The organism is Fictibacillus sp. NRS-1165, assembly GCF_050468105.1.
Lineage (GTDB): Bacteria > Bacillota > Bacilli > Bacillales > Fictibacillaceae > Fictibacillus_C > Fictibacillus_C terrinigri.
The window spans coordinates 1-25,415 of the sequence record NZ_JBDPNU010000044.1; the positions used below are offsets into that span (position 1 = coordinate 1).

27 protein-coding genes and 3 pseudogenes are annotated in these 25,415 nt (G+C 40.7%); 16 read left to right on the top strand and 14 right to left on the bottom strand.

What is annotated here, in order from left to right; translation table 11 throughout:
• Nucleotides 1-173: 173 nt before the first annotated feature.
• From ABHN01_RS18595 to ABHN01_RS18605, 3 genes are read right to left on the bottom strand one after another with little or no spacing between them, the layout of a single operon-like run.
• Entirely contained in the window at nucleotides 174-797 is a 624-nt protein-coding gene (locus tag ABHN01_RS18595; protein WP_429876743.1) for an FMN-binding negative transcriptional regulator, read from the bottom strand.
• Between the two features lie 23 nt (nucleotides 798-820).
• Nucleotides 821-1,324 carry a GNAT family N-acetyltransferase gene (locus ABHN01_RS18600; RefSeq protein WP_429876744.1) on the bottom strand — a complete coding sequence of 168 codons (504 nt, stop codon included), beginning with the start codon at nucleotides 1,322-1,324 and terminating at the stop codon, nucleotides 821-823.
• A gap of 25 nt (nucleotides 1,325-1,349) precedes the next feature.
• Nucleotides 1,350-1,802, bottom strand: coding sequence for a MarR family winged helix-turn-helix transcriptional regulator (locus tag ABHN01_RS18605; RefSeq protein ID WP_429876745.1), 453 nt, complete (start codon nucleotides 1,800-1,802; stop codon nucleotides 1,350-1,352).
• A 114-nt stretch (nucleotides 1,803-1,916) separates the two neighbouring features.
• On the opposite strand from ABHN01_RS18605, the pseudogene ABHN01_RS18610 reads away from it, so the two are divergent.
• From ABHN01_RS18610 to ABHN01_RS18620, 3 genes and pseudogenes are all read left to right on the top strand, one after another.
• Nucleotides 1,917-2,562 (top strand): annotated as a pseudogene (locus ABHN01_RS18610) (YczE/YyaS/YitT family protein).
• Between the two features lie 160 nt (nucleotides 2,563-2,722).
• Nucleotides 2,723-3,298, top strand: coding sequence for a LysE family translocator (locus tag ABHN01_RS18615; protein ID WP_429876746.1), 576 nt, complete (start codon nucleotides 2,723-2,725; stop codon nucleotides 3,296-3,298).
• A 25-nt stretch (nucleotides 3,299-3,323) separates the two neighbouring features.
• A complete protein-coding gene (locus ABHN01_RS18620) occupies nucleotides 3,324-4,115 on the top strand; it encodes a helix-turn-helix domain-containing protein (RefSeq protein WP_429876747.1) in 792 nt (263 codons plus the stop codon).
• Nucleotides 4,116-4,177: 62 nt separating this feature from the next.
• On the opposite strand, the gene ABHN01_RS18625 is transcribed toward ABHN01_RS18620, so the two are convergent.
• Both ABHN01_RS18625 and ABHN01_RS18630 read right to left on the bottom strand, forming a co-directional pair.
• Nucleotides 4,178-4,342: a hypothetical protein gene (locus ABHN01_RS18625; RefSeq protein ID WP_429876748.1), complete on the bottom strand. Its 165-nt coding sequence runs from the start codon at nucleotides 4,340-4,342 to the stop codon at nucleotides 4,178-4,180.
• A 351-nt stretch (nucleotides 4,343-4,693) separates the two neighbouring features.
• Nucleotides 4,694-6,268, bottom strand: a complete 1,575-nt coding sequence (locus tag ABHN01_RS18630) for an MIR domain-containing protein (protein ID WP_429876749.1) — start codon at nucleotides 6,266-6,268, stop codon at nucleotides 4,694-4,696.
• A gap of 454 nt (nucleotides 6,269-6,722) precedes the next feature.
• On the opposite strand from ABHN01_RS18630, the pseudogene ABHN01_RS18635 reads away from it, so the two are divergent.
• Nucleotides 6,723-7,004: pseudogene (locus ABHN01_RS18635) on the top strand (GNAT family N-acetyltransferase); the annotation flags it as partial.
• 187 nt (nucleotides 7,005-7,191) lie between these two features.
• Here ABHN01_RS18635 and ABHN01_RS18640 read toward each other — a convergent pair.
• Both ABHN01_RS18640 and ABHN01_RS18645 read right to left on the bottom strand, forming a co-directional pair.
• Nucleotides 7,192-7,632 carry a GNAT family N-acetyltransferase gene (locus ABHN01_RS18640; protein WP_429876750.1) on the bottom strand — a complete coding sequence of 147 codons (441 nt, stop codon included), beginning with the start codon at nucleotides 7,630-7,632 and terminating at the stop codon, nucleotides 7,192-7,194.
• A 391-nt stretch (nucleotides 7,633-8,023) separates the two neighbouring features.
• Entirely contained in the window at nucleotides 8,024-8,263 is a 240-nt protein-coding gene (locus ABHN01_RS18645; protein ID WP_429876751.1) for a hypothetical protein, read from the bottom strand.
• A 175-nt stretch (nucleotides 8,264-8,438) separates the two neighbouring features.
• Here ABHN01_RS18645 and ABHN01_RS18650 point away from each other — a divergent pair, with 175 nt between their 5' ends.
• On the top strand, nucleotides 8,439-8,573 hold the full coding sequence (locus ABHN01_RS18650) for a hypothetical protein (RefSeq protein ID WP_429876752.1): 135 nt from the start codon (nucleotides 8,439-8,441) through the stop codon (nucleotides 8,571-8,573).
• 284 nt (nucleotides 8,574-8,857) lie between these two features.
• Nucleotides 8,858-9,229: an iron chaperone gene (locus ABHN01_RS18655; RefSeq protein WP_429876753.1), complete on the top strand. Its 372-nt coding sequence runs from the start codon at nucleotides 8,858-8,860 to the stop codon at nucleotides 9,227-9,229.
• 135 nt (nucleotides 9,230-9,364) lie between these two features.
• Here ABHN01_RS18655 and ABHN01_RS18660 read toward each other — a convergent pair whose 3' ends face one another.
• A complete protein-coding gene (locus tag ABHN01_RS18660; protein WP_429876754.1) occupies nucleotides 9,365-9,919 on the bottom strand; it encodes a GNAT family N-acetyltransferase in 555 nt (184 codons plus the stop codon).
• Nucleotides 9,920-10,639: 720 nt separating this feature from the next.
• On the opposite strand from ABHN01_RS18660, the gene ABHN01_RS18665 reads away from it, so the two are divergent.
• From ABHN01_RS18665 to ABHN01_RS18680, 4 genes and pseudogenes are all read left to right on the top strand, one after another.
• Nucleotides 10,640-10,873 (top strand): hypothetical protein, encoded by a 234-nt coding sequence (locus tag ABHN01_RS18665; RefSeq protein ID WP_429876755.1) that lies wholly within the window; start codon nucleotides 10,640-10,642, stop codon nucleotides 10,871-10,873.
• A 132-nt stretch (nucleotides 10,874-11,005) separates the two neighbouring features.
• Nucleotides 11,006-12,418: an NADP-dependent phosphogluconate dehydrogenase gene (gene gndA, locus ABHN01_RS18670; protein ID WP_429876756.1), complete on the top strand. Its 1,413-nt coding sequence runs from the start codon at nucleotides 11,006-11,008 to the stop codon at nucleotides 12,416-12,418.
• Nucleotides 12,419-12,962: 544 nt separating this feature from the next.
• A pseudogene (locus ABHN01_RS18675) lies at nucleotides 12,963-13,223 on the top strand (KGG domain-containing protein); the annotation flags it as partial.
• A 271-nt stretch (nucleotides 13,224-13,494) separates the two neighbouring features.
• Complete coding sequence (locus ABHN01_RS18680; protein WP_429876757.1) at nucleotides 13,495-14,124, top strand: LysE family translocator; 630 nt, start codon at nucleotides 13,495-13,497, stop codon at nucleotides 14,122-14,124.
• 132 nt (nucleotides 14,125-14,256) lie between these two features.
• Here the strand turns inward: ABHN01_RS18680 and ABHN01_RS18685 are convergent, their stop codons facing one another.
• The 5 genes from ABHN01_RS18685 to ABHN01_RS18705 form a co-directional block, all read right to left on the bottom strand.
• On the bottom strand, nucleotides 14,257-15,720 hold the full coding sequence (locus ABHN01_RS18685; protein ID WP_429876758.1) for a protein adenylyltransferase SelO: 1,464 nt from the start codon (nucleotides 15,718-15,720) through the stop codon (nucleotides 14,257-14,259).
• 28 nt (nucleotides 15,721-15,748) lie between these two features.
• A complete protein-coding gene (locus tag ABHN01_RS18690) occupies nucleotides 15,749-16,216 on the bottom strand; it encodes a DinB family protein (RefSeq protein WP_429876759.1) in 468 nt (155 codons plus the stop codon).
• 143 nt (nucleotides 16,217-16,359) lie between these two features.
• Nucleotides 16,360-16,551, bottom strand: a complete 192-nt coding sequence (gene tatA, locus ABHN01_RS18695) for a twin-arginine translocase TatA/TatE family subunit (RefSeq protein WP_429876760.1) — start codon at nucleotides 16,549-16,551, stop codon at nucleotides 16,360-16,362.
• Between the two features lie 12 nt (nucleotides 16,552-16,563).
• On the bottom strand, nucleotides 16,564-18,201 hold the full coding sequence (locus ABHN01_RS18700; protein ID WP_429876761.1) for a PhoX family protein: 1,638 nt from the start codon (nucleotides 18,199-18,201) through the stop codon (nucleotides 16,564-16,566).
• Between the two features lie 144 nt (nucleotides 18,202-18,345).
• Nucleotides 18,346-19,962, bottom strand: coding sequence for an alkaline phosphatase D family protein (locus ABHN01_RS18705; RefSeq protein WP_429876762.1), 1,617 nt, complete (start codon nucleotides 19,960-19,962; stop codon nucleotides 18,346-18,348).
• A 343-nt stretch (nucleotides 19,963-20,305) separates the two neighbouring features.
• Between ABHN01_RS18705 and ABHN01_RS18710 the strand changes: the two genes are divergently transcribed.
• Complete coding sequence (locus ABHN01_RS18710) at nucleotides 20,306-20,428, top strand: hypothetical protein (RefSeq protein ID WP_290397914.1); 123 nt, start codon at nucleotides 20,306-20,308, stop codon at nucleotides 20,426-20,428.
• Nucleotides 20,429-20,816: 388 nt separating this feature from the next.
• On the opposite strand, the gene ABHN01_RS18715 is transcribed toward ABHN01_RS18710, so the two are convergent.
• Entirely contained in the window at nucleotides 20,817-21,374 is a 558-nt protein-coding gene (locus ABHN01_RS18715) for a hypothetical protein (protein ID WP_429876763.1), read from the bottom strand.
• A gap of 239 nt (nucleotides 21,375-21,613) precedes the next feature.
• Here ABHN01_RS18715 and ABHN01_RS18720 point away from each other — a divergent pair, with 239 nt between their 5' ends.
• The 5 genes from ABHN01_RS18720 to ABHN01_RS18740 all read left to right on the top strand — a co-directional run bounded on the left by ABHN01_RS18720 (nucleotide 21,614) and on the right by ABHN01_RS18740 (nucleotide 25,268).
• On the top strand, nucleotides 21,614-21,985 hold the full coding sequence (locus ABHN01_RS18720) for a hypothetical protein (protein WP_429876764.1): 372 nt from the start codon (nucleotides 21,614-21,616) through the stop codon (nucleotides 21,983-21,985).
• 15 nt (nucleotides 21,986-22,000) lie between these two features.
• Nucleotides 22,001-23,095: a DNA/RNA non-specific endonuclease gene (locus ABHN01_RS18725; protein WP_429876765.1), complete on the top strand. Its 1,095-nt coding sequence runs from the start codon at nucleotides 22,001-22,003 to the stop codon at nucleotides 23,093-23,095.
• Nucleotides 23,096-23,106: 11 nt separating this feature from the next.
• Entirely contained in the window at nucleotides 23,107-23,568 is a 462-nt protein-coding gene (locus ABHN01_RS18730) for a DUF600 domain-containing protein (RefSeq protein ID WP_429876766.1), read from the top strand.
• A gap of 871 nt (nucleotides 23,569-24,439) precedes the next feature.
• Nucleotides 24,440-24,673: an SMI1/KNR4 family protein gene (locus ABHN01_RS18735; protein WP_429876767.1), complete on the top strand. Its 234-nt coding sequence runs from the start codon at nucleotides 24,440-24,442 to the stop codon at nucleotides 24,671-24,673.
• A gap of 376 nt (nucleotides 24,674-25,049) precedes the next feature.
• A complete protein-coding gene (locus ABHN01_RS18740; RefSeq protein WP_429876768.1) occupies nucleotides 25,050-25,268 on the top strand; it encodes a hypothetical protein in 219 nt (72 codons plus the stop codon).
• The last annotated feature ends 147 nt before the right edge of the window (nucleotides 25,269-25,415 follow it).

The following is a 25,415-nucleotide window of genomic DNA, read 5'->3' on the forward strand; positions in this document are numbered from 1 at the left end:
CCTTAGTTACCGAGGGAGTTGAATAGGCTATAACAATACTAAATTGAAGCTTTAACGCACGCGTTAGCATTCCTGAAGAGAGTTGATTATAGGCTGTGAAAAAAAGAGCTCGTCTTAATATTTTATAAAAAGAAACAGAGGGGCATTTAATTTTAAAAAAAGAAACACAATACTTATTTGCCCTTTTTTAACTTCCTCTCCATCAATTGTGCCATTTGTTGAGAGTTCCTATCCTTTTCTTCATAGAGTTTATTAACGATGTTATGATAGTCCTCTTCATTACGATTTTGACTTAGTTTATTGGCAGCTTGAATTTCTTGTACTTTAATCTTAAATCCGACAATACCTTTTAGTTGTTTTTCTAATAACTGAGGAGAAAGCTTATCCCATAACACTGGATTCTTACGGTGTATTTCGTATTTTTGTAGCAACATTGTTAGATCCTCTTTTAACTCTTCTTCGTGCAAAATGCTGGCTGTACCATAAACATGTACAGCTTGATAGTTCCATGTCGGGACATTTTCCTCTTCATACCAGGAAGAAGAGATATAAGCGTGTGGTCCTTGGAACATAACCAATACATCTTCACAGGTTTCGAATGTTCTCCATTGAGGGTTCCCATAAGCCATATGCCCCGTCATATAGTAAGAATCTCCTTCTTTAATTAACTTCAATGGCAAATGAGTGGCAATCGGCTTCCCTTGTTCTGTTGTGACAATCGTGCCAAAAGAGTTTTTTTGGACAAAATCCCAAATTTCATCAACATTTGTGACCTTAAAATATTTTGGGACATACATAATAATTCCACCTTTAAAAAAAGTTATATGAATGTTTTGGTCAATATAAAGTCCATTTGTTCTTCATCACCCATATAAAAAGAGTGGGCTCCGGTTTGAACAAACCCCATTTTTTTATAAAAGGCAATAGCATTTTCATTTTTTTCCCATACGCCCAGCCAGATCTTCTTTTTATTACGTTCCATCGCAATTTCCATAGCTTTATTTAGCAGATATTTACCAAGTCCATGTTTTTGAAATTTGTTCTTTATATAAATCCTCTCGATTTCAAGTGATTCATCACCCATTTCTTCAGACTGAGCGTCATTGGTATTTACCTTTAAATATCCAGCGCCTTCATTATTAAAAAAAACAAAAAAGAATTGTGAAGAATTTTCTAATTGTTTTAAGTTAAATGCCCTTTCCAAATAGGCATTCATATTTTCGGGTGAATTCTGATGCTTAAATGTCTCATTAAATGTTTCATAACTAATTTCTTGAAGTTTGCGAGAATCTTCAAGGGTACACTTTTTTATATTTATAGTCATTTAAATATGTCGCTCCTTTCTATCATCAATAATTTCTCTTGTTTCCTTTTTTTACAAATTCCCAGTCTATCTCTATATTTTTTCTTACTCTTTGAAGAAGATTGAAAAGGGTTTCTACTTCTCTTTCGGAAAATCCCTCTAATGCAACGATATTGGAATAATCATTTTCTCTTTTTATAAAAGGAAAAACATTTTTCCCTTTCTCTGTTGGAAAGAGTTTTTTAATTTTTTTGTTATGTTTATCTTCTTTCTTTTCAATAAAGCCATTGATTTCAAGTTTTTTTATAGCACGAGCTGCTGTTGTTCGATCTACTTTTATCATCTCAGCTAACTTTTCTTGAATGATTCCTGGGTTTTCACATATTCGCACAAGGTACAAATACTGCCCTTTTGTAAGGTCATATTCTTTAAATTCTATATTACTTATAGAATCTAATGCCCTTGCTATCATGCCAATTTCACGAAGAATCTCCTTCATAATTAACTCCTTAGTACATGTTTTATTGTAAGTGCAACAAAAATGATATATATTAAATTTATCCTAACTTTGTTGCATTTACAACAAAAAATAATGATGAAGAGGTCGAGTAAAGTGAAATATGTTTTTTATGTAGTAGGAATTTTAACATTAACCCTCGGTATTTCTTTCACTATACAATCAGATCTTGGAACTTCACCTTTTGATGCACTTTTGGTAGGACTGTCCATAAATGTGGGGCTTACTGTGGGAAGTTGGGAAATAATAATAGCTTTAATATTGATATGTTGTAATTCATTTTTAAAAAGACAAAGACCAGAAGTTTTGGGGTTGTTAACAGCATTTATCACGGGTATTGGTATTGATATGTGGCTTTTGTTGTTGCACCATTTGATAACACCTGAACTATGGTACAGCAAAGTTGTTTGTTTTGGAATCGGCTTAGTTGTGATTGGATTAGGAACTGCAACCTATTTACAGACAAATGTTGCACCGATTCCAGTTGACCGATTAACATTCATCATACAAGAATTAACCAGAACAAATATATTTTTTTTAGAGAACATTCATTTACCTCGTATTCTTGATAATGGCAATGATTTTAAACGGACCAATTGGCGTTGGAACTTTATTAACGGTTTGTTCAGGGGGGCTATTGCTAAATTACTTTATGCCATTTACTGAAGGAGTATTAGACCGGATATTAACACACTCCAGTACATCACCAAATTCTGATAAAGATAAAAACCATTCAATATAGAATGCTTTTTATTTTGCTTGTTCAACTAAAGCCGCGGGTTGATTCAAGAACAGCCTTCCTAACAGAAGCGAGAGCTGTGTTTGATCCTGCAATAATATACTATATGGCATTTAATTTTAAGATGTACATTTATGAGGATATCTTGAAAGGAGTGTTCCTCATGAATATTACATCTTTTATATTGTATTGTTTTATGGTTACTTTCACGCCAGGACCAACGAATATCGTCATATTATCCACAGTGCATAATTATGGGACAAAAAAAGCGATGGAATATACGTATGGAGCAACTATTGCTTTTGGTTTATTACTTGTTATTTCTGCTATGCTGAATACCATACTTGTAACGATCATACCCAAAATTCTAATGGTTATGCAGATCATAGGAAGCGTTTATATGCTGTATCTCGCTTATCAGGTTTACAAAATGGATACATCAGAACCCGCTGTAAACCAAACTGGTACGTTTATGTCAGGCTTCCTTATGCAGTTTTTAAATCCAAAGGTGGTATTGTTTACAATGACTGTAATTCCTACCTATATCATGCCCCACAATGCCTCAATGCCTGCTTTTACAATAAGTGTGATAGCTATAACGGTTATTGGGTTTTTAGCTTTTATAACATGGGCATTTTTTGGTGCCATCTTCAAGGGTTTTCTGCAGAAGCATAAAAAGATTGTTAATGTAATGATGGCAATGTTTCTTGTTTATGCTGCCATAATGATATGGATGTAGGTAAGCTAATTTAGAGGTGAATTTAATGGACAAATTTATCTATAAAAAATCGGCAGGCATGACTGCGCTGTCAGCAAGTATGACTGAATTTACGTATAAAAAGCATTCTCACAAGGAGTATGCCATAGGTGTAACACTGCGTGGCATTCAACAGTATACCTTGGATGGCAGTTTACAATTATCCTATCAAAATGGTGTTATGCTTTTTAATCCAGAACAGGCACATGACGGAATGGCACATGATGCGACAGGCCTTGATTATGTAATGCTATATATCGATCCGCAATTGCTTTTAGAGGTTATTGAGAAAAAGGATATCGTACGCTTTTCAAACCCTATTGTGTATGATCATGGCCTTGAACAAAGAGTATTGAATCTTTCGAATGCAATATTGAGCGGAAAAGATGAGGCTTTGTGCAGTGAATTACTTTTATCCCTCACAGATCGCCTTGTCCAAACTAATTTTTCTACAGACTATAAGAAAGATAACACACTAATTCGAAAAGCAAAGGATATGATTCATACCAACTTGGAAAATGTACTTAAACTTGACGATATATGTAAAGAGCTGGATATGTCAAAATTTAAGTTTATCAGATCATTTAAGGCCCATACTGGAATTTCACCATACCAATACTTTCTTAACTGCAAGCTAGAACGCGCAAAGCAGTTAATAGAAAAAAAACGGGATATTTATTCAGCAGTAGCTGAATGTGGCTTTGTTGATTTAACCCATTTAAATAAACACTTTAAAAGCGTATATGGAACAACAGCATTTGAATATATGTCACATTTAAATGAAGATAATTGGATGTAAAGAATAGGGGGGAATAAAATTGTCTCTAAAAGCAGGCGATATTCTTTCATTTGACCGGACTTTCACAGCAGGGCGATAGGGTCGATAAGGGCATTCTCATCGCCATCTTTGGAAACGATCACTAGTTTGCCTTCTAATACGGCTGTAATGATTTGTTCTGTATCAACGTTAATCCGGTCACTAAGGTTTGTTAAAAGTGCTTTTAATGAAGTAGACGAATCAGCCATTTGTTGAACATATGATTTCGACTTCGTTAAATCAACCAGCGTATTAAATCCAATAAGATAGATTGCTGTTTTATCGACTAGCTCTTCTTCGATGAAAAAATCGTCGTGATTGGAAAACTTGGATTCAATTTCCTATATTCTTCATTAATCTGCCCCTTAACAAATAGAAACTCTAAAAAATCATTTGCAGTATAAAGCGTTTTTATACGATGAAGGAATAACTGGTGCTGTATCCGGATCTGATGCACCGTGCCCTCTCGGCGACATGAAGAAAGCCGCCTACCGGATATAGAACCGGCAGGCGGCTTTCGTTTTACGCATACGGTACTGACGACTGAATCTAGACCACTCTCATCGGATTTCGAGGAGCCACCACCAGTCATTGTCGTCACGTCCACCAAAGCCGGTTACCTCCTGTTGGCCGGCCGTCCAGCGGGAATCGCTGTGCCCGCGGTGGGAGTGGAGCGTATGGTTGGTGTTCAGGTGGACAAGTCTCACTCGGCGCTGGGCGTTCCACTGACCCCCGCCTTCGACCTCGACCCGCCAGTTATCGTTGCTGTCTCCCTGACCTCCAGAGCCAAAGCAGGTCACCTCTTGCTGACCGGTCACGGGGGAAGGGTGTCCCGAATGGCTGTGCAGGTTGCGTTGCGTGAGCACATGCTCGAGCCGGATCACATCGCCATGTTGTACTACTTCATTGCTCCTGTGGTTCGCTTGCGTACCATCGGGTCCCTTGATCTTCCAGAGGTCATTGTCATCGGCCCCCCTGAAGCAGGTCACCTGTTGCTGACCTGAGCTTCGGCTGTGTCCGTAGTTCAGTGCGTGCGAATGGAGTGTCAGCCCTGTTATGAGATGACTTACCTTAATGGTCTGACCGTAACGGACTTGAGCCGTGTCCGCCGGCGGCTTCGTCGTGAACACAGGCGGGGTCTTATGCTGATAGTCGACTACAAAAAATCCCCTCCAAGGGTCGTTGATCTGGTTCGTCGCGTCAAAGTGGGGGTTGCCTGGTTCGGAGGACAAAACGACCTCCTTTCCAACCGTGTTGTTATCGTACACGAACACTTTCATAATGTTAGCCTTCGAGTGCCACTCATACCCATAGGCTAGAACCTGGTGATTCTCCGATCCAATCTGCACGAGGTTGGTTGCATCTACCAGCCCGAGGACGGCCGGCCGGCCTGAGTCGATGAGTGAACGCAGCTTTGGAAATTCTTCCTCCTTCGTCCAGCGGGTGACACCTTTTCCTCCAAGCAAGGTAGAATGATCGGATGCCACGGTCCAATGAACATACTTGATGGAGGAAGGTACAGCGAAGCTGTCCATAAGCCGACTGTAAATGTAATCCGCAAGCCAGTGTCCATCCGGGGGAACCTCTGCGTTGAACAGGTTACCGGTATATTTCGGAACAGGAATGCCCTTGAGGAAGTAGTCGAGCGCGGCAAAAGCCATTCCGCCACATCGTCCCTGTGTTTTTACCTGACCATGGCCCGGAATATTAGCTATACCATTGATGAACTTGTTTCGAAACAAAAACCCGTGAACGGCCGGGTCAAAATCAAGCTTTCGACGATGGCGCCATGTTCCTGAGTCCCAGAGCGCCTTTCCCTGGTTGGTATAGATCACCGCGTTCCCATCGTCCTGAATAATGAGGTATGCTCCGGCGTTCCCCGCGGTACCAGCAGAGTCCCAGACCGCCTCGTCATTCGCCTTGCAGACAACAAGGCTGCCATTATCCCGCATGACTGCTTTCACGCCGCCTCTACCATTGGTGCCGGAAGCCCAGACAGGGATGTGTTTACCCTTATGTACTTCATAGAGTACGAAGTTTCCATCGCCCTGCATAATCAGGAATGCTCTCCCATTGTTCGCGGTGATCTGCTGGTCTGCCAGGAGTTCTTGCCCGGGCTTAAGCTGGTTTGTCATCCTTTAGCCACTCCATTCTGAAAGGTTTTGCTGCCATTACCAATGGTTCCCGTCGCTATATCCAACAAAAGTAACAAAATCCTGATATTCACGTTTTACAAAACATCCATTCATGTTGACTACCTGGAAAAGCCACCTCCTGCCTGTAAGCGATCTAATAAAAAAAGGGATTTATTCCTTAAAATGGTTATGTTCGCATCACTCGTTGTATGCATATGCGGACAGCCCGTGAATGAATAATTTAGACTAAACCGTAAACAAAAATCCTACCTAGATACTAGGTAAAGGGTTCCTTTTTGAGGCGCTCTTCTAAAATTTTGTGCCGAAATGACAGTGGCTTTTGACATGGGTTTTTGCTTATAAAAACGTTTTCTGCATGAAGAAGTCGGTTTCATTGATCATTCAGGAAAAATTATAGGTTTTAGGTAAAAGTACTGAAGACGAGAATTTTGAAGGTGAGTTATATTCATTGTACCTATTACCGGAATGTAGAGGGTTAGGTGTGGGAAGACAGCTAATTTCATATGTTGCAAAATCTTTTAAAGAAAAAGGGATCCATTCAATGATGGTCTGGGTTATGAAACGGAATAAATCTGGTGTTGGTTTTTATGAGCGGATGAGAGGCATGGAATATATTCATAGGAAGAGTGAGTTTGGAGAAACGGCAGTAGATGATGTGGCTTATGGCTGGAATGATGTGTCAGTATTATGTATGAAGAATAAATTACCCTGTTGAACGAACGGGCAGGTTCGTTCAACAATCAAAATAAAACCATTCTATACGGAATGGTTTTTATCTGTATCATAATTAGGTGATCTATAAGTGTTTGTTGGCAGGCGGTCAAATACTTTTTCAGTAATCGTTACTATAAAAATTCCTATTAAATATACGGCATATTTCGCTTTATTCAACCTACTCCTCTTTATTTTGTTGATAATTCTTTTCGCATTACGATATGCGGGATTCCATCCTCCATAAATATATTAGAGGAAGCCCGATAACCCAATTTAGTATAAAATCCTTCTGCCTGAGTTTGTCCGTGTAATTTAACCGCGGACACTCCCTTTTCTTCTGCTATTTCTTCTAACGCATGAATCATTATTTTTCCAAGACCAAATTTACGATAAGGTTCTAAGATACAAATTCTCTCCAATTTACCAAAGCCATCTAGAACTCTTATCCTTCCGGTTCCGACTAGTTGTGCATTGAAATAGACTAATATGTGTTCACATTCTCCATCCAATGTGTCAAATTCATCAAATTCATCTTCTAGGGGTACACCTTGTTCACCAACAAATACTTCTTTTCTGATATAAAATGCTTTTTTCAGGTCATGATCCTCACTTATTTTTTTTACTTCCACTTATCTTCTTTCCTTTCTGGATTTATTTAGAGAATACACAATAAATTAATCATCACTGAAAGTATAGATGAAAATATTTTTGTTGTAAATACAACAAAATTTCAAATGTTTTTATGAAGGAAGTGGAAACAAGAGAAATTACTGATTCGTACTTAAAGGCACGGGCAGCTTTTCTTCAATAAGAATATGAATAATGGCTTCAACAAACGGGCGCTTTCCTTTGGTGAATTTAAGCAAGCGGAAGCGGAAGTAAAGTGCATTAAGGCGCATAAGGCGAAGGAAGAAGATAAAATGCCAGTTTACATGCTGGAATAGAGGCAAATAATAGCTAATAAAAAAAGAAAAAGAGCATTTCTGCTCTTTCTCTTTTTACCAATCACAACCACGATGCTTATGCTGCTTTTTCTTTTCGCGGCATAGGCATGCCCGTAAGGCAGCAGCCGCTGCCCGTGCAGCCTCTGCTTGTGCGGCAGCCTCTTCTCGCTCGTAACCGAGCCAATATTTCAGCTTGTTCTTCGGGTGGCAGCTGAGCCAATATGGCTCTTAACTCTGGGTCCGAAAGAGCTGCTTGGGCGGCTCGGTTTTGAACCATAGAATTTCGTTTTGCTGCAACCAACCTTCTATTTCCCATAACGCTCAACCTCCATTGCTTTTAGCTTAAGAAACTATAGCTCATGGTAGGGACCAATCAAGGAGGGGTGTTCCCTGATTGGTCTTACTATTAATGTATGAGGAAATCTATCAATGGTGTGGGAATATAGAGCGGATTCTCTGCACTCTATGAATTAAAAGGGGGAAGTAGAGTAGTGCCAAACAAAAAGACCGCCACTCAAAACAGGTATCATAAATTGGTTAACGATGACGATTGGAGGTGGGTTGAGAACATTTTCAACCGTTCTTCTAATCCGGTCTTCCAGTGGTTCCGGGTGACCGCTTACTAGTGGTTTTATTATTGTCGAGAAATTTAATCTTCTTGAGTAACGGGTGAGTTACTTTAAGAACCATCTCTGCCAAATCAGGCAGCTATTTTTAGTAAATGAACAGCGGTTTATTTAAGAAGGTAAAGGGGTTAGGATCATGTTACAATGGGTTGGATAATAGTGTTTGGGTTATAAAGGGACTCCAACCCGTTCATTACGAATGGCTGGATCATTGAATTTAATATCAAGAATAAGGCTGAGAATTCGAATTTTTGGCGGCAACAGCATAATATAAGGAGGAAGACATGGAAATTTTTTTAGAATATTTGTCAGGTATCGATAACCCCGGCCACCGCGATCGAACAGAGGAAATTTTGGCGTGGGTTGCTAGTAAGTTCCCAAATTTGGAACCGCAGATCAAGTGGAATACGCCAATGTTTTCCGATCACGGCACCTTTATCATCGGCTTTTCCACAGCGAAGCATCATTTGAGCGTTGCACCTGAAGAAGCAGGCATTGCGCACTTTGCCGATGACATTGCACAAGCTGGCTACAGCGCTACCAAAGGCTTGTTTCGAATTCCTTGGAAAGAGCCGGTAAATTACGAATTGCTTGAGAAAATGATTGAATATAATATTCAGGATAAAGCAGAATATACGAATTTTTGGCGGAAATAATACATCACGCCATATCAAAAAACGCATGACACGAAAAAATGTCATGCGTTTTTGCAACTCAATTAAGGCGTGAACAGCTCAATAGCAGCATATGCGAACGGCGGCTTTTCTTCATTTTTTATCTGTATAAAAACGCTAAGTTTCCAGGTTAGTAATTTTGCCGAAAAGTAGTGCATCATAATACTTATCCTCTATAAAATAGTGGTCTTTTAATCGTCCTTCTAGCTCATACCTGTTCTTTTCAAGTATCCGTGCAGAACCGATGTTGGCATCCACTACCATAGCATGGAGTTTATGAAGATGAAGTGATTTAAATGCAAAATCACTCATCAATGCAACAATCTCTGTGCCATACCCCTTACCCCAATGATGTTGATGCAACACATAACCAATTTCAGCTTTGCTTGCTCCTTGGTCAAAATTGAAAATCATGGCTGTCCCTATAATGGCTTGAGTTGATTTTTCAACAATGGAGGAATATAAATGAGTACCTGCCGACTCACGTTCTAACATTATTTCAATGTACTGACGAGTTTCCTCCAAAGTACTCATCAAATTCCAGCCAATAAATCGTGAAACTTCTTGATCTGACGCATAATGATGGATCTCTTGAACATCCTCTATCCTTAGTGCTTTGAAGTAGATTTTTTCACCCTCCAATGAATGAAATAACACAGCCTGCTTCTCCATTTTAACCTCCTCTAACTTCGCTTTGTATGAACCTCAGATGGCAGCGGAAATGTTCCCAATTAAGGTTAATGTCATCGCACTCATCTTAGTACATCCTTTCAAATCATTTATTTTCCATATATATGTTTCAACTGTTTCCTAAAGAAATAGTAAAATGCCGAACCTTCTCAGAATTCACAAACCTATATACAAGGGTGTGGTCCCATCCTCTCATTTTTTTTACAAGTCTTATAGCCGCGATCAATAAAATTATTTGTATGATCCATAAATATCACACCCTTCCCAGTGTGTAGGGCAGTAGTATATCATGGAAATCATTATGGCTGATAAACTCATTTTGCCATATTTTAAAATTATGAGTCGTAACCAATAGATCTCGTTATGTTTTTAGCCATCTGGCTGTTAATGGAATAACACTATGTTTAACAATAAACTGACCGACATCCTCTGTAAGGTTATATAGCTATATGTCTATCAAAATGCTTCTCACCAAAATTTTTTTATTCTTTTTTAAGTTACAAGAAAGTCTCCTATCAATAGGGATACGGGTTGTCATGTATAAATATAGGGTCTAGCTATTCCATCAAAGCAGGTGACAATCATGTCAGAACAAGATATTATGGAAAAAATAAAAAGAGAGGAAGAAACATTGCAATTACCTCTCGCTCTCCAGTCAGGCTTGTTAAGTCATTGCCATGGCTCAGCAAGAAGGAAAGAAGGTTGCAGCAGATATTACATTCAATGGAGTACAGTGAGGTTCATTTTATGGTGACAGGAACAGCTCAGTTAAATAATGAATGGCAATTTATGCAAATACAGAGCGAACATAATGGAGTAAATGGGGAGCATCGTTTTGAACAATCTCGTTTTGCAGCCTATGGAGAAGCTTTCCCTATAAAAATACAAGGAGTTGGATTAGCCGGGATCATTACTGTATCATGGATTGACACCTGAAGAAGCTCATGTTTTGTTATTTCCGCAATCCACTCCTTTTTACAATAAACAACATTGAAAATGCAGGGAATCGCAGGAAAAGTGGAAGTTAATTTAATCATTTTATATCAAACTTGAAAGGGTGAATCTATTATGGCAAAACAACAAATCGGTGTTATCGGTTTAGCAGTGATGGGAAAAAATTTAGCGCTAAACATTGAGAGCAGAGGCTATTCTGTTTCAGTTTATAATCGCTCTCCTGAAAAAACAGAAGAATTTCTAAAAACAGAAGCAGAAGGTAAAAATTTTGCAGGTACATACAATGTGGAAGAATTTATTAATTCTCTTGAAAAACCACGTAAAATTTTATTAATGGTTAAAGCTGGTGCCGCTACAGACGCAACAATTGATTCATTAAAACCATACTTAGCAAAAGGCGACATTTTAATCGACGGCGGAAATACATTCTTCCAAGATACAATCCGCCGAAACAAAGAGCTGGAAGAATTAGGTATCCATTTCATCGGTACAGGTGTATCTGGCGGAGAAGAAGGAGCATTAAAAGGCCCCTCAATCATGCCTGGCGGACAAAAAGAAGCATATGACCTTGTAGAACCAATCTTAACGGCTATTTCAGCGAAAATTGAAGGCGATGCCTGCAGCACATACATTGGACCAAATGGCGCCGGCCACTATGTGAAAATGGTTCACAATGGCATCGAGTATGGTGATATGCAGTTAATTGGTGAAGCTTATTTTATCATGAAGAATGTATTAGGTTTAGGTACTGATGAGTTACACGAAGTGTTCGCTGAATGGAATAAAGGTGAGCTGGACAGCTACTTAATTGAAATTACTGCTGATATCTTCACGAAAAAAGATGAAGAAACGGGCAAAGCGCTTGTAGACGTAATCTTAGATACTGCAGGACAAAAGGGTACGGGTAAATGGACAAGCCAAAGTGCACTTGATCTTGGTGTACCACTGCCAATTATTACGGAATCTGTATTCGCTCGTTTCATTTCTGCCATGAAAGACGAGCGCGTCAAAGCAAGTAAAGTATTAAGCGGTCCAAATGCTGCTGCATATGAAGGCGATAAAGCAGAGATAGTAGAAGCCATCCGTAAGGCATTGTACATGAGTAAAATCTGTTCATATGCGCAAGGGTTTGCTCAGATGAAAGCAGCTTCTGAAGAATATGACTGGAACTTACAGTACGGTGATATTGCTATGATCTTCCGGGGAGGTTGTATCATTCGCGCTCAATTCTTACAAAAAATTAAAGAAGCGTACGATCGCGATGCAGATCTAACAAACTTACTGCTGGACCCATACTTCAAGGATATTGTTGAAGGATATCAGTCAGCTCTTCGTGAAGTGATTTCAATTGCAGTTAAACAAGGTATTCCTGTACCAGGTTTCTCTAGTGCATTAGCATACTATGACAGCTACCGTACAGAAACTTTACCGGCAAACCTTTTACAAGCACAACGTGACTACTTTGGAGCCCACACTTATCAACGTGTTGATAAAGAGGGCGTATTCCATACAGAGTGGTTAAAATAAATGATATTCAAAAAAAGCGGCTGTGTGTACAGCTGCTTTTTTTTCTTATTATCATTGATTTCATGGAAACGAGGGAGGTGGAGGTAATAATAAGGAGTTTAAAAGTGAAGAACAAAAAGTAGAAATGCCTACGTTGATGCTCCACAGAAACCGCGAGAAGTTCAATCAGGCCATAAGTGAAGTTATGGCTTTCAACCCCCCTCCTGCAGATTCATTATTCAACAGTTAGAGAAAAGTACTCACATAATCCAGTGGTTAAGACTGATGAAAAGGTTCTGGTGCGAAATGGAATTCGCTTGTTTTTTCTATAGGAGTGGTGAAGGGTGCCATAGTTGATGAGCATAAACGATCTACTGAAAGATCCGTTACTGGCTTAAACCTTTGAGACATTTTATTTTTACGTCTAGCTACACAAAAAAATTTCGTATGATATTCGAAATCGTGCCGAAAATTTGCGAGTTGATGTTTAAGAAAAAATGAAGAGGGAACTTCTTTACTATAGCCAAGATCAAACTTGGTACTTTACAAAGGGAGATGAAATCACATGGCTACTAATAAAAGAGACGGTATGAGCAGGGAAGAAGCCGGAAGAAAAGGCGGAGAAGCTACATCTAAAAATCATGATAAAGAGTTTTACCAAGAAATTGGTGAAAAGGGCGGAGAAGCTACAGCCAAAAATCATGATAAAGAATTTTACCAGGAAATTGGTGAAAAGGGTGGAGAAGCTACATCCAAAAGTCATGACAAGGATTTTTACAGGGAAATTGGGAAAAAGGGCGGAGAGGCCCGTAATAATAACAACGAGTAACGGAGCGAGGAACAGCTCCAGGTACCATTTTCAGTTCAATTAGCAAAAAAACCTGATCTTTTATAAGAAGATCAGGTTTTTTGTTGCAGAACAATTGTAGATTACGATAATTAAGCTATAAATAGAGTGATTGGTCTGGGTGACTAACAATTCACTTCCAAAAACGGCTTAGACAGCAGCGCCACCTAGCCTGTAAAATTTCTGATTCCCTCAATATCGGGGTTATATTATAATAAATTAAAATTCCGTCAGTTTAGAGGTGGCAAAAGTGAATATAACGATGGTTTTATCTTATTTAGGTGTTGTAGTATTCCTTACTCTGATGCCAGGACCAGATATTTTATTTGTTATGGCTCAAAGTATTTCTCAAAACAAAAAGGCAGGGATTGCAACCGCACTCGGACTTTGTACAGGTCTGATCGTACATATAAGTGCGGCTACTTTGGGGATCTCTGCCATTATTTATCAATCTGCGATTGCGTTTGCTATAGTGAAATACGCTGGAGCGATGTATTTGTTATACTTAGCCATTCAATCATTTAGAGAAAAAGACACGGATCTCACTGGCACTAACGACAATAAATCAGTGTTGAACTATAAGTCATTGTACAAAAAAGGGATCTTAATGAATATTTTAAATCCTAAGGTTTCACTATTATTTTTAGCCTTATTGCCCCAATTCGTAGATAAATCAACGGGGAATGCAACAGGTCAAATATTTATTCTGGGAATCATTACAATGGTTCAGGCTCTGGTTATTTTTGTTGGGATCAGTATTTTATCCGACAGATTACGCTATTTTTTAAGCCATAACTCTTTTATCGCGAAAAGAATAAACATGATAAAAGGATCGGTATTGGGGGTTATAGGATTACAGATTGCGCTTAGTGAGAAATAATTCTTGCTGATGAATTTTCGTACTACAAAAAGACTGTTTCATAACATCCTGTGATTACATACTAAAAAGCAGCGGGTTTCTTTTATCAACCCGCTGCTTTTTCACATTTTTCGATGCTATAAATTTCTTCAATCAAGTCCCGCAATATGTCCTGTAACACTGCCCGTCGTCCGGAGGCGGGCTGGAGTACTCGGCCTGTTCAGCAGTGTGTGCGTAAGGGTTGGAAAGTACGCCAAGAAGCTTCTCCATCACGCTGTAATCCCCTTTGCTGACTGCAGCTTCCAGTGCCTCTTCCACCCGGTGGTTGCGGGGAATGACGGCAGGATTGCTGTCCTTCATCAACTGAACGGAATCAGCCGACGATCCAGCATGCTTCTCCCGCCTTGCCTGCCAGCGTTCGCGCCATCGGGCAAACTCCTCATCCTCAAATAAAGCATTCTTCTCGTCGCGATCGAAGGTGAGAGCGAGGAACGTATTCGTGTAGTCGACACGGTGCTTTTCCATCAGATGCAGCAGTTCACTTATCAATGCTTCATCCTGCTCCTCAGCACCGAACCATCCGAGCTTCGCCTTCATGCCGCTCTGCCAGTGGTTTTGAAACAGATCTTTAAACTGAGAGAGGGCTTTTTCAGCCAGCTCGATCGCCTTGTCCTGTTCCTCGTGCAAGAGGGGCAGGAGACTTTCCGCGAAACGGGAGAGGTTCCACACCGCGATCGGCGGCTGGTTGCCGTATGCATAACGCCCTTGAATGTCGATCGAGCTGAAGACCGTATCAGAACTGAAAGCATCCATAAAAGCACAAGGACCATAGTCGATCGTTTCTCCGCTGATCGTCATGTTGTCGGTGTTCATCACGCCATGGATGAAGCCGACAAGCTGCCATTGGGCGATCAGCTTGGCCTGGCGCTTGATCACTTCTTCTAGAAGGGTGAGGTAACGGTTTTCTTTTTTCTCAACGTCCGGATAATGACGCTTAAGGGAATAGTCCGCCAAGGCTTTAATGTCTTCGGTTGTGCCCCAGTGATACGCATACTCAAACGTTCCGACACGAAGATGGCTTGAGGCCACGCGGGTCATGACGGCACCCGTCAGCTCGGTCTCGCGATAGACCGGCTCACCGGTCGTTACGACGGCAAGGCTGCGGGTCGTCGGGATGCGCAGCCCATGCATGGCTTCACTGATGATGTACTCCCGCAGCATCGGCCCAAGTGCCGCACGTCCGTCTCCTCCACGGGAGTAGGGTGTTCTCCCCGAGCCTTTGAGCTGGATATCAAACCGTTCACCGCCCGGAGTCAGCTGCTCACCGACCAGCAGCGCGCGGCCGTCCCCAAGCCGGGTAAAGTTTCCGAACTGATGCCCGGCATACGCTTGGGCAAGAGGCGAAGAGCCTTCCGGAACACGGTTGCCCGCAAATACGTCAATCCCCTCGCCGGCCTGCAGGGCTTCAGAATCCAGTCCCAGTGTTTTTGCCAGCGGCTGATTCAGAATGACCAGCTGCGGCGAGCGGACGGGATTCGGTTCGATCACGGAAAAGAAGAGCTCCGGCAGACGGGCATAGCTGTTGTCTAAATTCCATCCTGCTTTTTCGTTCATCATTAAAAACTCCTTTTTAGGAAGTATTGCTTTAGATTAGTTTCTTGATCACATTAATTCTCTCCAGATGCATGCCCTCATGATACAGGCAGCAGCTTAAAAATTCTTCAACAGAGGAAAGATGCAACCCCATGGAGGTCGTATAGGGCTCTGTCTTTTCTTTTAGCCTATCCTTGAATGTGGATTCAATCCGGTCGATCTGGTTTTCCAATAAACGAACGATCTCTGAAAGCTCTACCGGCATCTTTTGCCCGTTTTCAGGCTTTGTGCCAGGGCTGAACAGGGAAGGGAAGGACTCGGGCATCACCCAATCTTCTTTTTCCTTTACGAATCGAAACGCATTACGCTCGTGGATGAAATAAATGTGGCCGAGATTCCATTTGATATGGTTGTTTAAAGGAACTGGAATGATCTCGGAACGTTCATCCTCCAGGCCGTCAACCAATTTCAGCGTGTTGGATCGGACAAAACGCAGTTGATCGAAAAGATAAGAACTCATACAGACGCCTCCTCATGGAACGAGTTTTTTTCTTTTAGTCTACCACCAAAAGCCGGAGGACCATAACGTTAGGACTTAAAAAAGTGCACCGCCATTGTTAGTGTGTCTAACAATGGCGGTGCACTTCATAACCGGTTTAACTATTATGCTTTATTATTTTGATTCGCCTTTTCTTCTTTCTCATCTGTACTTACTAAATCTTTGGCAGAGTTTTTAAATTCACGAAGGGTATTGCCGAACGCCCGTCCGATCTCTGGCAGTTTCGCCGGGCCAAAAATGATTAACGCGATCACCAGTATAATGATTAATCCAGGAATTCCTATGTTTTGCAGCATGAAAAGCCCTCCTTAGAAATTAAATCCTGTTATGGCAACAACCGATGGACGAGGCCTATTGCCCCCGCGCACCTGCGGCCAAGTACTCGTTGGGTGTAGCTTGTCTTTTGTTTCTTCTCCCGGGTGCTGCACGGATAAGAAGAGGGTGCGTTCGTCTGGTGTAAAACATGGGCCTGTTAATTCGGCCTGTACAGGTGCAGATGCGAATTGAAACGCGACCCCTTTATCGCGGCCTGCCGTTGGAATCATGAACATGCCGTTGTTTTTAAAGCTCGTCCACACAGCCGTATTAAGCTTGTCGGACGAGATATCCGTTACGGTCCAGAGATTGGCATTGCTGTCGAAGGTCAGGTTGTCCGGTGCGCTGAATCCGCTCTGTCTTCCACCCGCGGCAAAAATTTCAAAGTCAAACTCGGCTGCGCCATGGTCGCTGTCTTTTTCAAAGAAACGGGTAATGTGCCCGTGGATGTTTCCGTGTTTGTCATTATTGGTGTGGGCAATAAAAACCGTTTGGTCCAACGGTGAAATTTCCACATCCTCTGGACGGTCGGTTGGAGTCGCACCTAAAAGAATGGCTGCTTCGTGGCAGTTGGTCACGACATCGCCTTGGGTCTGAAACTTCTTCAGCACATCACTTTTCCCTTTTGCTGCGTTCTGTACCGCGTCAAGAGTCAAAGGCAGCCATTTCCCGTTTTTTAAATCCGCCGCATAAAGTGTTCCTTCTTCCAGCAATTTTGAATTTTTATTACCGAGACTTTCCTTGTACTTTCCGGCACTCACAAACTTATAGACGCACGCATCCTTCTTGTCGTCTCCCATATAGACAACGACCCTGCCGTCCTTTGCGATTCCCATGGAGGCATTTTCATGGTTGAATCGCCCAAGGGCAGTGTGCTTGCGCACTTGAAATTCCGGATCGAAAGGATCGACTTCAATGACCCATCCATAATGGGTGGCATCCAATTTTGCGTCAGCGGACGTGGTTTCATAGTTTTCTTCACAAGAGAGCACGGTATTCCATAACGTTCGGCCACCCGAGCAATTGGCAAACGTTCCTTGAACCATGCTTGCACCATTTACGGCACGGCTGCCTTTCGCCGGTCCTGTCAGGGCAAACGGCGTCAATCCGGTAATCCTTCGTGCCATAACGGAATCCTGAATCATGTTCCATGACCCTTTTCTCTTATCATAGATCACTTCAATAATGGATCCTCCCTGGTTATAGAGGAGCTTTTCAATTTGAGAAGAAGTGTATGTATCGTTTACTTTTTCTCCTTCGACGTATAAAGGATTGGTGTATTCATGGTTGACCCACAACAGTCCGTGGTTGGCGGAATCGTAAATAGGAAAATAAAGGGTGAAATCATTATTAAAACCGAACGTGTCGCCCTTTTTGTTGATCACATCTCCGTAGGAGGCGATGACATCGTATTTATAGCCTTTTGGGAGTACAAGATCATCCTTGGTTGAAGGCTCGATTGGCTGAAAATGATAGCCGTGCTTGCGCGGCCTGGTACGCAGCAGGCTGTTGCTTTGTGCATTCGCGGTTTCGCTTAAAACTCCCAGTCCTGTAGAAGCAGCGGCGAGCGCCGTAGCCCCTGTCCCTAAATAGGTCAAGAACGTTCGTCGATTCAATGGCTTATTCTCCACTCTAACCCCTCCAATAAAAGTAATGGTTCCATTTCACCATAGCGAAAGATTGTTAAGAAAATATAGAGGAAGGATGAACAATTTATAAAGGATGAGAAAAAAAGAAACGGCTGCGGTATACCGCAGCCGTTTCTTTAGAAAATTTTATTGGATCGTCTCTGGCAATCGTACTTTATTATAGGTCGATGTTCCGATTTCTTTAGCCCCTGCTTTTCCGTTCTCAACCACCCAGGAGGACATGGTAAATGGTTTTGCGTTCACATCGATGGCAGAAGGAACGGCACGGTAATCGCTCGTCCAGGCATCACGCGTTACATGACAGCGTACGTATCCGCGCAAGTCCCCATTAAAGAACTTAACGTGCGGGTTAACAGAGAGTGCTTGTTCCACCGCTCCCTTCCACCCGCATCCAGAGCTGATGGAGGTCCCGACAAATTCTGTTGCCAGGATTTCAGATTGGGGCTTGTTAAAGTCGTACTTTAAATCATTTACCCAGCCCGAGTGCCAGTCCCCGGCTAAAACAATCGGATTTGAAGGACGATTTTGCTGAATAAAATCTAAGATACGGGCACGCTCGCCGGCATAACCGTCCCACTGGTCATGATTGACACTTATGCCTGACCCGGTGTCATAATCGTACTGGGCCATCATCGTTTGCTGGGCGATCACATTCCAATGGGCACCAGACTTCTGAAGATTATTCAATAGCCACTTTTCTTGTGTGGAGCCCATCATTGTACGAGTTGGATTCCATGCTTCAGGGTCTTGAGGGGCGCCCGGAAAACCATCTTTTAACTGGTCATCACGATATTGCCTTGTATCTAGAACGCTAAATTCGGCCAGATCCCCAAAGTTAAAATGACGGTAAAGAATCATGTCGGAGCCATGTGGTTTCGCTCGAAGCCTCAATGGCAAATGCTCATAATAGGCTTGAAACGCAGCAGCACGAATGGCAAGAAAATGCTCATTCGATGCTTCACCATCAGGCTGTGAAACTTGATTGGCCCAGTTATTTTCCACTTCATGATCATCAAATGTACAGATAAAAGGGAACTTGGCGTGAGCAGCCTGCAAATCGGGTGAGCTCTTATAAAGAGCATGCAGATTTCGGAAATCGGCCAACGTTTCAGTGTCTTTCTTTTCATAGATATAATCCCCAAGATGCATGACAAAATCCAGGTCTTGCTGTGCCATATCCTTGTATGCTGCATAGCGCCCTCCAGCCCATGACTGGCAGGAAGCAAAGGCAAATGAGAGACGGTTTAATCGAGAACCTGTTACCGGTGCCGTTTTTGTTCTTCCTACGGGACTTACCTCATTTCCAGATTGAAACCGATAATAATATTCTCTTCCCGGTTTCAAGCCGAACACTTCTGCATGTACAGAATGCGCAAGTTCAGGCATGGCTACTTCCTTTCCATGCCGTACAACTTTATTAAACTTCTCGTCCTCGGCAATCTCCCAATTGATGATAATATTACTATCGCTCATACCTCCCAATCCGTCTGGAGACGCAGGATTGGGAGCTAATCGTGTCCATAAAACAACACTGTCGGGCAGCGGGTCACCCGATGCAACGCCAAGAGTAAATGGATAGCTGTCAAATGTAAAGGCAGCCTCCACACCCTTGTTTCCCAATGAAACGGGGACAGCTAGCCCCAGTGTTGTCGCTAGCGCTGCTTTACCAGATGACCCCAAAAACGTCCGCCGGTTTAATTTTTTCGAGCTTAAATCCTTCAGCCATTCCTCATAACCCATCATTTACCACTCCCAGATTAGTAATTTACGATTTAGACAATCGTCAGAATAGCATGGGCCAATTTAAAAATGGTGAGATTTACGAAAAACATAAAATAAGCTTACATACCACATGAAAATTTTAGAAAAGAGGGAAAAATAGAGATGGACATCCTCAGCCGCCTTAACTAGATTCTAGACCGGAATGAATAGGAAATATATATCGGGACATAGGTGCGTTTTCATGTCGAATTTTCAAGGTTCACTGCGGATATTTCCCGGGAAAAATACTAAAGATTTGTCGTTACACGTCGATAAAAGGTATGAGGTTCTATGAATTTTGAAAAAATGAACAGGAGAAAAAGAGATGGCAGACGAAATCGGATTTTTTAAAGGATGCATGTGGGGATTAGGATTATCACTTCCGTTATGGGCTTTAATCATCATGGTTGCGATATTCATTAATCATGCAGTGAACACACATCATTAACGAATCATAGAGTTTTGGTGAAAAATTTATATCGTCACCCGATATATACATTATCAACATTGATGTAAGGTATGATCGATAGGAAGCGCTGCATCATTTCAAACGGTGAGAAAGAAGCAGCAGCGAGGGGTCGGTCTCTGTCATATGCATTACAAAAGGTGGGCGGGGCACGGAAATCCGGCAATCACAAAAGTAATAAAGGAATGGCAGATGGAAGGCTGCGAAATACCTCACATTAGTAAGGAATGCTGTGAACGGCATTACCGGAGAATGCGCAGGCAGATTTTAAAGCAAACCGCACAATGAAATAAAAAAAGAAGGTGCGGCCAGGCACCTTCTCTAATTCGATCGTATGATGTACGTTAGTAGATGGATAGCTAGAATGATATTATTTCCACTTCTTTAATTTCATTTTTAATAGATCTCTAATTTCTTCTGTTTCTGCATCGGGTTGCTTACGTATGGTTTTGGTTTTTAATTTTTTTATGATTTTTGTTTCTAGGTTTTTAGTTTCCGATACTGAAATGTCGGGATTTTTCACAGTGCTGCAAGGGGTTGGAGGACTTTGCCGGCCCGTCAATTTTTGTCGAAGCGGTCTGTCAAAACGATGGAACACAAAAATGTTGTGGGCATAGCCGCCCTTGTTCCGGATCGTGTGATGGATGGAAAGGACGCCAAACTTTCTTGCTTTGCGCAGCATGCGTTCAACCGTGGAACGGGAAATGCCGCCTTTTTCATGACACGCAGAAACAAGCGTACCGATTCTTGCATTGCATACGCCAATGACTTTGACACTATATCGTGTGAGCTGGTGAAAGGCGATCAACTCCCCCTTCGTAAACTTCTCCCCATGTACCTCCAAAAAGTGTTTGTTTGATTCATTGAACTCTTTTACCGTTTGAAACTCACTCAGCTCTTTAAAATTCGTAATCTTTCCAGGCACCATGTGGCTCTTCCTCTCTATAAAAAGGTCTTCACTCTTTAAATAGAGAAAAAAGATGAAAAAGAGGCATCACTTTGTATTATAAGAGCGTCTATAGGTGTCAAAAGCCCTAGGTAACTACATAAAGGTTGGTAAAAAGGATAGAGTTAAAGGTTTAACAGAATAAGGTAAAATATGATGGTGATTATCTTTTATAGGGATTTGTACGGTAAAGATCTAAGGGCGAAAGGAGGATGGCCGGTATGCTTGGGTTTTTGGACGGAGTGCGTGTGCAAAGGCAGATTGAAACGATTAATCGGGATATACACCAAATTAAAGAGATTCAGCAAGGCCTTGTTACCTTGCAAAAAGAGACAAATACGCTTTCTCAGAATATTGCTCGTGATGTGACGCAGGAAACACGGGAAGACACCTGGAAGGGAAAGAAGCAGCAGGAATATAAGGACATGTATGAGTCGCTGGATAAGACCCTTTCAAGCTTTAAGGATGACATTGGACAGCAAGTCTATTACATGGATTACTGGATTTCTTATTTGGAGGGCGAACGATCCAAGTTAATGGTGTCCCTTTACGAAATTAAAGAAGCACTGAAGAAGCAGGAATCAACCAAATAAGGCAGGAGGGACTTCATGGAAATCAAAATAGAACCTAATCGGCTGGCAAGCCTGTCCAAACGGATGCTTGAACATCAAAACCGGGCGAAGAACCTTCAGCACAGCCTGGAAAGAGAGACTGAAAAAGCCAGTTCCATACTCTCACATTCTGAATTCCCGCCTCCGTTTTCAGGGCAGATTTCCGCCACAAATGGTAGTATAAAAGAAACGGGCCAAACGATCGTACATACTCTCGAATACCAGGCGGCCTGGCTCTCCTATTTTACCCACAAGGCCTCCGGTGCCGATAACGTTCCGCTTTCGCTCACTCTGGCCACAGCCATCCTTGCAAAGTACGACGACCGGTTCAAGGATCCCGGCAAGACAGATGGCATCAACGCAGGCCAGCTGGCAAAAGACGCTGCCGGAGAATTAACAGGAGTATACGATGCCCAGCGTGCAGCCACCGGCATTGACCCAGCCACCGGAGAAAAAATCTCTGGATGGGGCAGGGTTTTGGCTGGAGGATTGTTTGTCTTTGGACTTACCCCAATTGGGAAGGGTGTTAAGGCATTCAAGGTAGTAAGAACCGCTGATAAAGTGATTGGAGTGGCTAAGGAGGGGCAGGCTGCGAGGAGAGTTGTTGGGTCGGCGGATGTTGTTAGGGGTTCCGATGATATAATTAGAGATGGAAGCCATATTGGCAAAAATGGTATATTAAAACCGAATGTAAAATACCAAACTGGTGAATATGATTATCATTACAAAACAGATCAACTGGGAAGACTAAATGATTTTAAAGCAGAAGATTTAAAATTAACAGAACGTAATAGCAGATTGCCACACAAGACTAATACACCTGGTAAAAAGCCTGGAGACCACGCAGGGCACTTAGCTGCAGATAGATTTGGAGGATCTCCGGATTTAGATAATCTTGTGTCCCAATCAAGTAGTGTGAATTTGAGTAAGTATAAAAAGTTAGAGAATCAATGGGCTGCAGCTATAAACGAAGGAAAAAAGGTTTCTGTAAATGTAAAAGTAAATTATGATGAATCTGGTTTAAGGCCGGCGAGCTTTGAAATAAAATATGTTATTGATGGTGTTATTAAGAAAAGGATTCTGAAAAATTAGAGGTGAAAAAAGTGAGTAAAGTATTTGAAGATTATTTTTCTGAACTACAGACAGATATGGTAGCTATCTGTCTAGAGTACGTTGAAAATAAGGCTGAAGACATCTATATCTATTGTTCATATGAACCAGAAATGTATGCATTTGACGTATTTTATAGAATTAATGGTCAAGTTTTACTTAAAAACAATGTAAATACTGCAATCAATGAAGCCGATAGTGCTTTTTCTTATGATACATCAGAAGAAAGACAAGAAGCAGTTTTAGATATTGGGCTTAAAGATTTAGAAGAAATACATGCTAAATGTAAAGAATATGGAAGAGATATGCCGACTGAAATAAAAATGCATTATAATGTAGAGCAAAACAGTCTAAAAGCACAGTATAAATATGATTTGATCTATTCAGAAGACGAAGAGTTATTACCTGATGACATCTTTGATTTATGGTTCGAAGAAATAAAAAAGAGTAGCTGAAATTTGACCTTGAATGGCATTATGCTTTTCAAGGTTTCTTCAATTATTTTGTTGAAAAATGAGACTGAAAATTGATTCTATTTCAAATATATTTAATTATGTATGAATTATTAGACAGAATAATGGAGCAAGTATTCAAGATATTAAAAGAAATATGTGGTACATGAATGTGATTATTTTGATACAGACCAATTAAAAAGACTTAAAAGAAAGAATGGATGCTTTAATAAGTAACAGAGCTACAATACATTTGTTTCACGATAATAGAGAGGTTCAAATTCATTATATAAATAACCTTATTAGTTCCTAAGAAAAAATTGCTGAAGACAGAAAAAAGCTAGATGATAGAATTTTAGGTAATCATTAAGAGGCAACCAGTGCTTTTTCTTGACACAGAAGGAGAACGGTAGACGAGTAAAATGCAATTAAAATACTTCCAGATGGTCCGGTTAGTAAATATATAGTACCTATAAGAAAATCAACAGGTTTAGGAATTACCGATATAAAGAATAAAATTGAAAATAAAGGACTGTTTGCTGAAACAGATGCAGACAATATTGACGAGATGCAAAATTTAAAAGGCTTAATCGATATTCTTATAAAATTTGGTGCTAATGTAAAGATATTTGATAGTGATCAATATGGCCAGGGAACTTTTGATTTCGCGAAGAATTTAAAAATGATATTGGTCGATTGAAACAATTAATGGAAGAATTTCAGGATTATGTCGATGTAGAATCTTATGAAAATTAATTTGTTACTGATACAAAAAAACGATTTAAAAAGAAATTCAATACTTTAAAGTGTGAGAACCTTGAAAGCAGCCTAGCTCTCAAGGTTTCTTTATTATAAACAGAAGTGAGGAAATAAAATGGATGAAAAAGAATTAATGGATTTTATGCGAGAATACATGGAATCAGATGACTTTACAGGCGGGGTAAATGAAAGACAAATTGCAGTTGTTGAAGCTGGGCTTGGGGTGCAGCTGCCAGAAAGTTATAAGTGGTTTTTAACATCCTATGGCTCTGGTGGATTGTTTGGTGTTGATATGTCAAATATTGCTTCAGTAGTTATTAAACCGAAAAATTTAGAGCGCTGGGTTTGAGATTCAGATCCTGTAAAGAATCCATACATTCAATCATTCGCAGATGGTGTAGATTTTCTTAATCTTGGATTTGAACCAGTTCAGTGGCTTAAACGAGTAATCGAACAAATAAGAGATGCTGTTAAAAGGTGATGAGGAAGCTTGGATTGGTGATATGTCTTTCGAGCTTTTTTACATTTTCCCTTTATTTAAGAAGACTACAAATTCACTAAATGATTCCCTCGATAATGACTTTTAAGGAGGATATAAATATGTCAGTAATACTTTTAGTACTAGAACAAGATGAAAATCCAATGAAATATATATCCACAATAAGGAAAAATACGAATTTAGGACTATTTGAGATAAAAAAAGAATAGGCAATGGTGGTCCAATAATGGAGTGTGATCTATTTAAAGATGAGGAAGACGATGCAAAACTAAAAAAATTAATTAATGAATTGATAAATATTGATGCAAATATAAAACTGTTTGATGGTGAAGTTGCTAAAAATAAGGAAGTATCGATTGAATACTTGATGAATAGAATTGATAGATTCAAAGAAATTCAACGACAAAATCAAGCGTTAGATGATTTAATGTATGGTGAAGATTAATTTCTAGGAATGTTATGCATATTTTTAGAGTGTGAAATTATTATTTATTATGGTTGAAGAAGGACAGAAAGATTATCAAACAGTGGCCTTCAAGCGGGGCTGCTGATTTTTTGTATATTGTACAGGGAATGATTGCATCATAAAAAT

Coding starts and splice junctions, on each gene's coding strand:
- ABHN01_RS18690 (WP_429876759.1), bottom strand. CDS start 16,216: ATGAGTTCTTATCTTTTCGATCAACTGCGTTTTGTCCGATCCAACACG.
- ABHN01_RS18605 (WP_429876745.1), bottom strand. CDS start 1,802: ATGAAGGAGATTCTTCGTGAAATTGGCATGATAGCAAGGGCATTAGAT.
- ABHN01_RS18630 (WP_429876749.1), bottom strand. CDS start 6,268: ATGACAAACCAGCTTAAGCCCGGGCAAGAACTCCTGGCAGACCAGCAG.
- ABHN01_RS18710 (WP_290397914.1), top strand. CDS start 20,306: ATGGCAGACGAAATCGGATTTTTTAAAGGATGCATGTGGGGATTAGGA.
- ABHN01_RS18715 (WP_429876763.1), bottom strand. CDS start 21,374: ATGGTGCCTGGAAAGATTACGAATTTTAAAGAGCTGAGTGAGTTTCAA.
- tatA (WP_429876760.1), bottom strand. CDS start 16,551: ATGCTGCAAAACATAGGAATTCCTGGATTAATCATTATACTGGTGATC.
- ABHN01_RS18740 (WP_429876768.1), top strand. CDS start 25,050: ATGGAGTGTGATCTATTTAAAGATGAGGAAGACGATGCAAAACTAAAA.
- ABHN01_RS18595 (WP_429876743.1), bottom strand. CDS start 797: ATGTATGTCCCAAAATATTTTAAGGTCACAAATGTTGATGAAATTTGG.
- ABHN01_RS18725 (WP_429876765.1), top strand. CDS start 22,001: ATGGAAATCAAAATAGAACCTAATCGGCTGGCAAGCCTGTCCAAACGG.
- ABHN01_RS18705 (WP_429876762.1), bottom strand. CDS start 19,962: ATGATGGGTTATGAGGAATGGCTGAAGGATTTAAGCTCGAAAAAATTA.
- ABHN01_RS18685 (WP_429876758.1), bottom strand. CDS start 15,720: ATGATGAACGAAAAAGCAGGATGGAATTTAGACAACAGCTATGCCCGT.
- ABHN01_RS18655 (WP_429876753.1), top strand. CDS start 8,858: ATGGAAATTTTTTTAGAATATTTGTCAGGTATCGATAACCCCGGCCAC.
- ABHN01_RS18660 (WP_429876754.1), bottom strand. CDS start 9,919: ATGGAGAAGCAGGCTGTGTTATTTCATTCATTGGAGGGTGAAAAAATC.
- ABHN01_RS18720 (WP_429876764.1), top strand. CDS start 21,614: ATGCTTGGGTTTTTGGACGGAGTGCGTGTGCAAAGGCAGATTGAAACG.
- ABHN01_RS18625 (WP_429876748.1), bottom strand. CDS start 4,342: ATGGCTGATTCGTCTACTTCATTAAAAGCACTTTTAACAAACCTTAGT.
- ABHN01_RS18615 (WP_429876746.1), top strand. CDS start 2,723: ATGAATATTACATCTTTTATATTGTATTGTTTTATGGTTACTTTCACG.
- gndA (WP_429876756.1), top strand. CDS start 11,006: ATGGCAAAACAACAAATCGGTGTTATCGGTTTAGCAGTGATGGGAAAA.
- ABHN01_RS18620 (WP_429876747.1), top strand. CDS start 3,324: ATGGACAAATTTATCTATAAAAAATCGGCAGGCATGACTGCGCTGTCA.
- ABHN01_RS18600 (WP_429876744.1), bottom strand. CDS start 1,324: ATGACTATAAATATAAAAAAGTGTACCCTTGAAGATTCTCGCAAACTT.
- ABHN01_RS18645 (WP_429876751.1), bottom strand. CDS start 8,263: ATGGGAAATAGAAGGTTGGTTGCAGCAAAACGAAATTCTATGGTTCAA.
- ABHN01_RS18735 (WP_429876767.1), top strand. CDS start 24,440: ATGGATGAAAAAGAATTAATGGATTTTATGCGAGAATACATGGAATCA.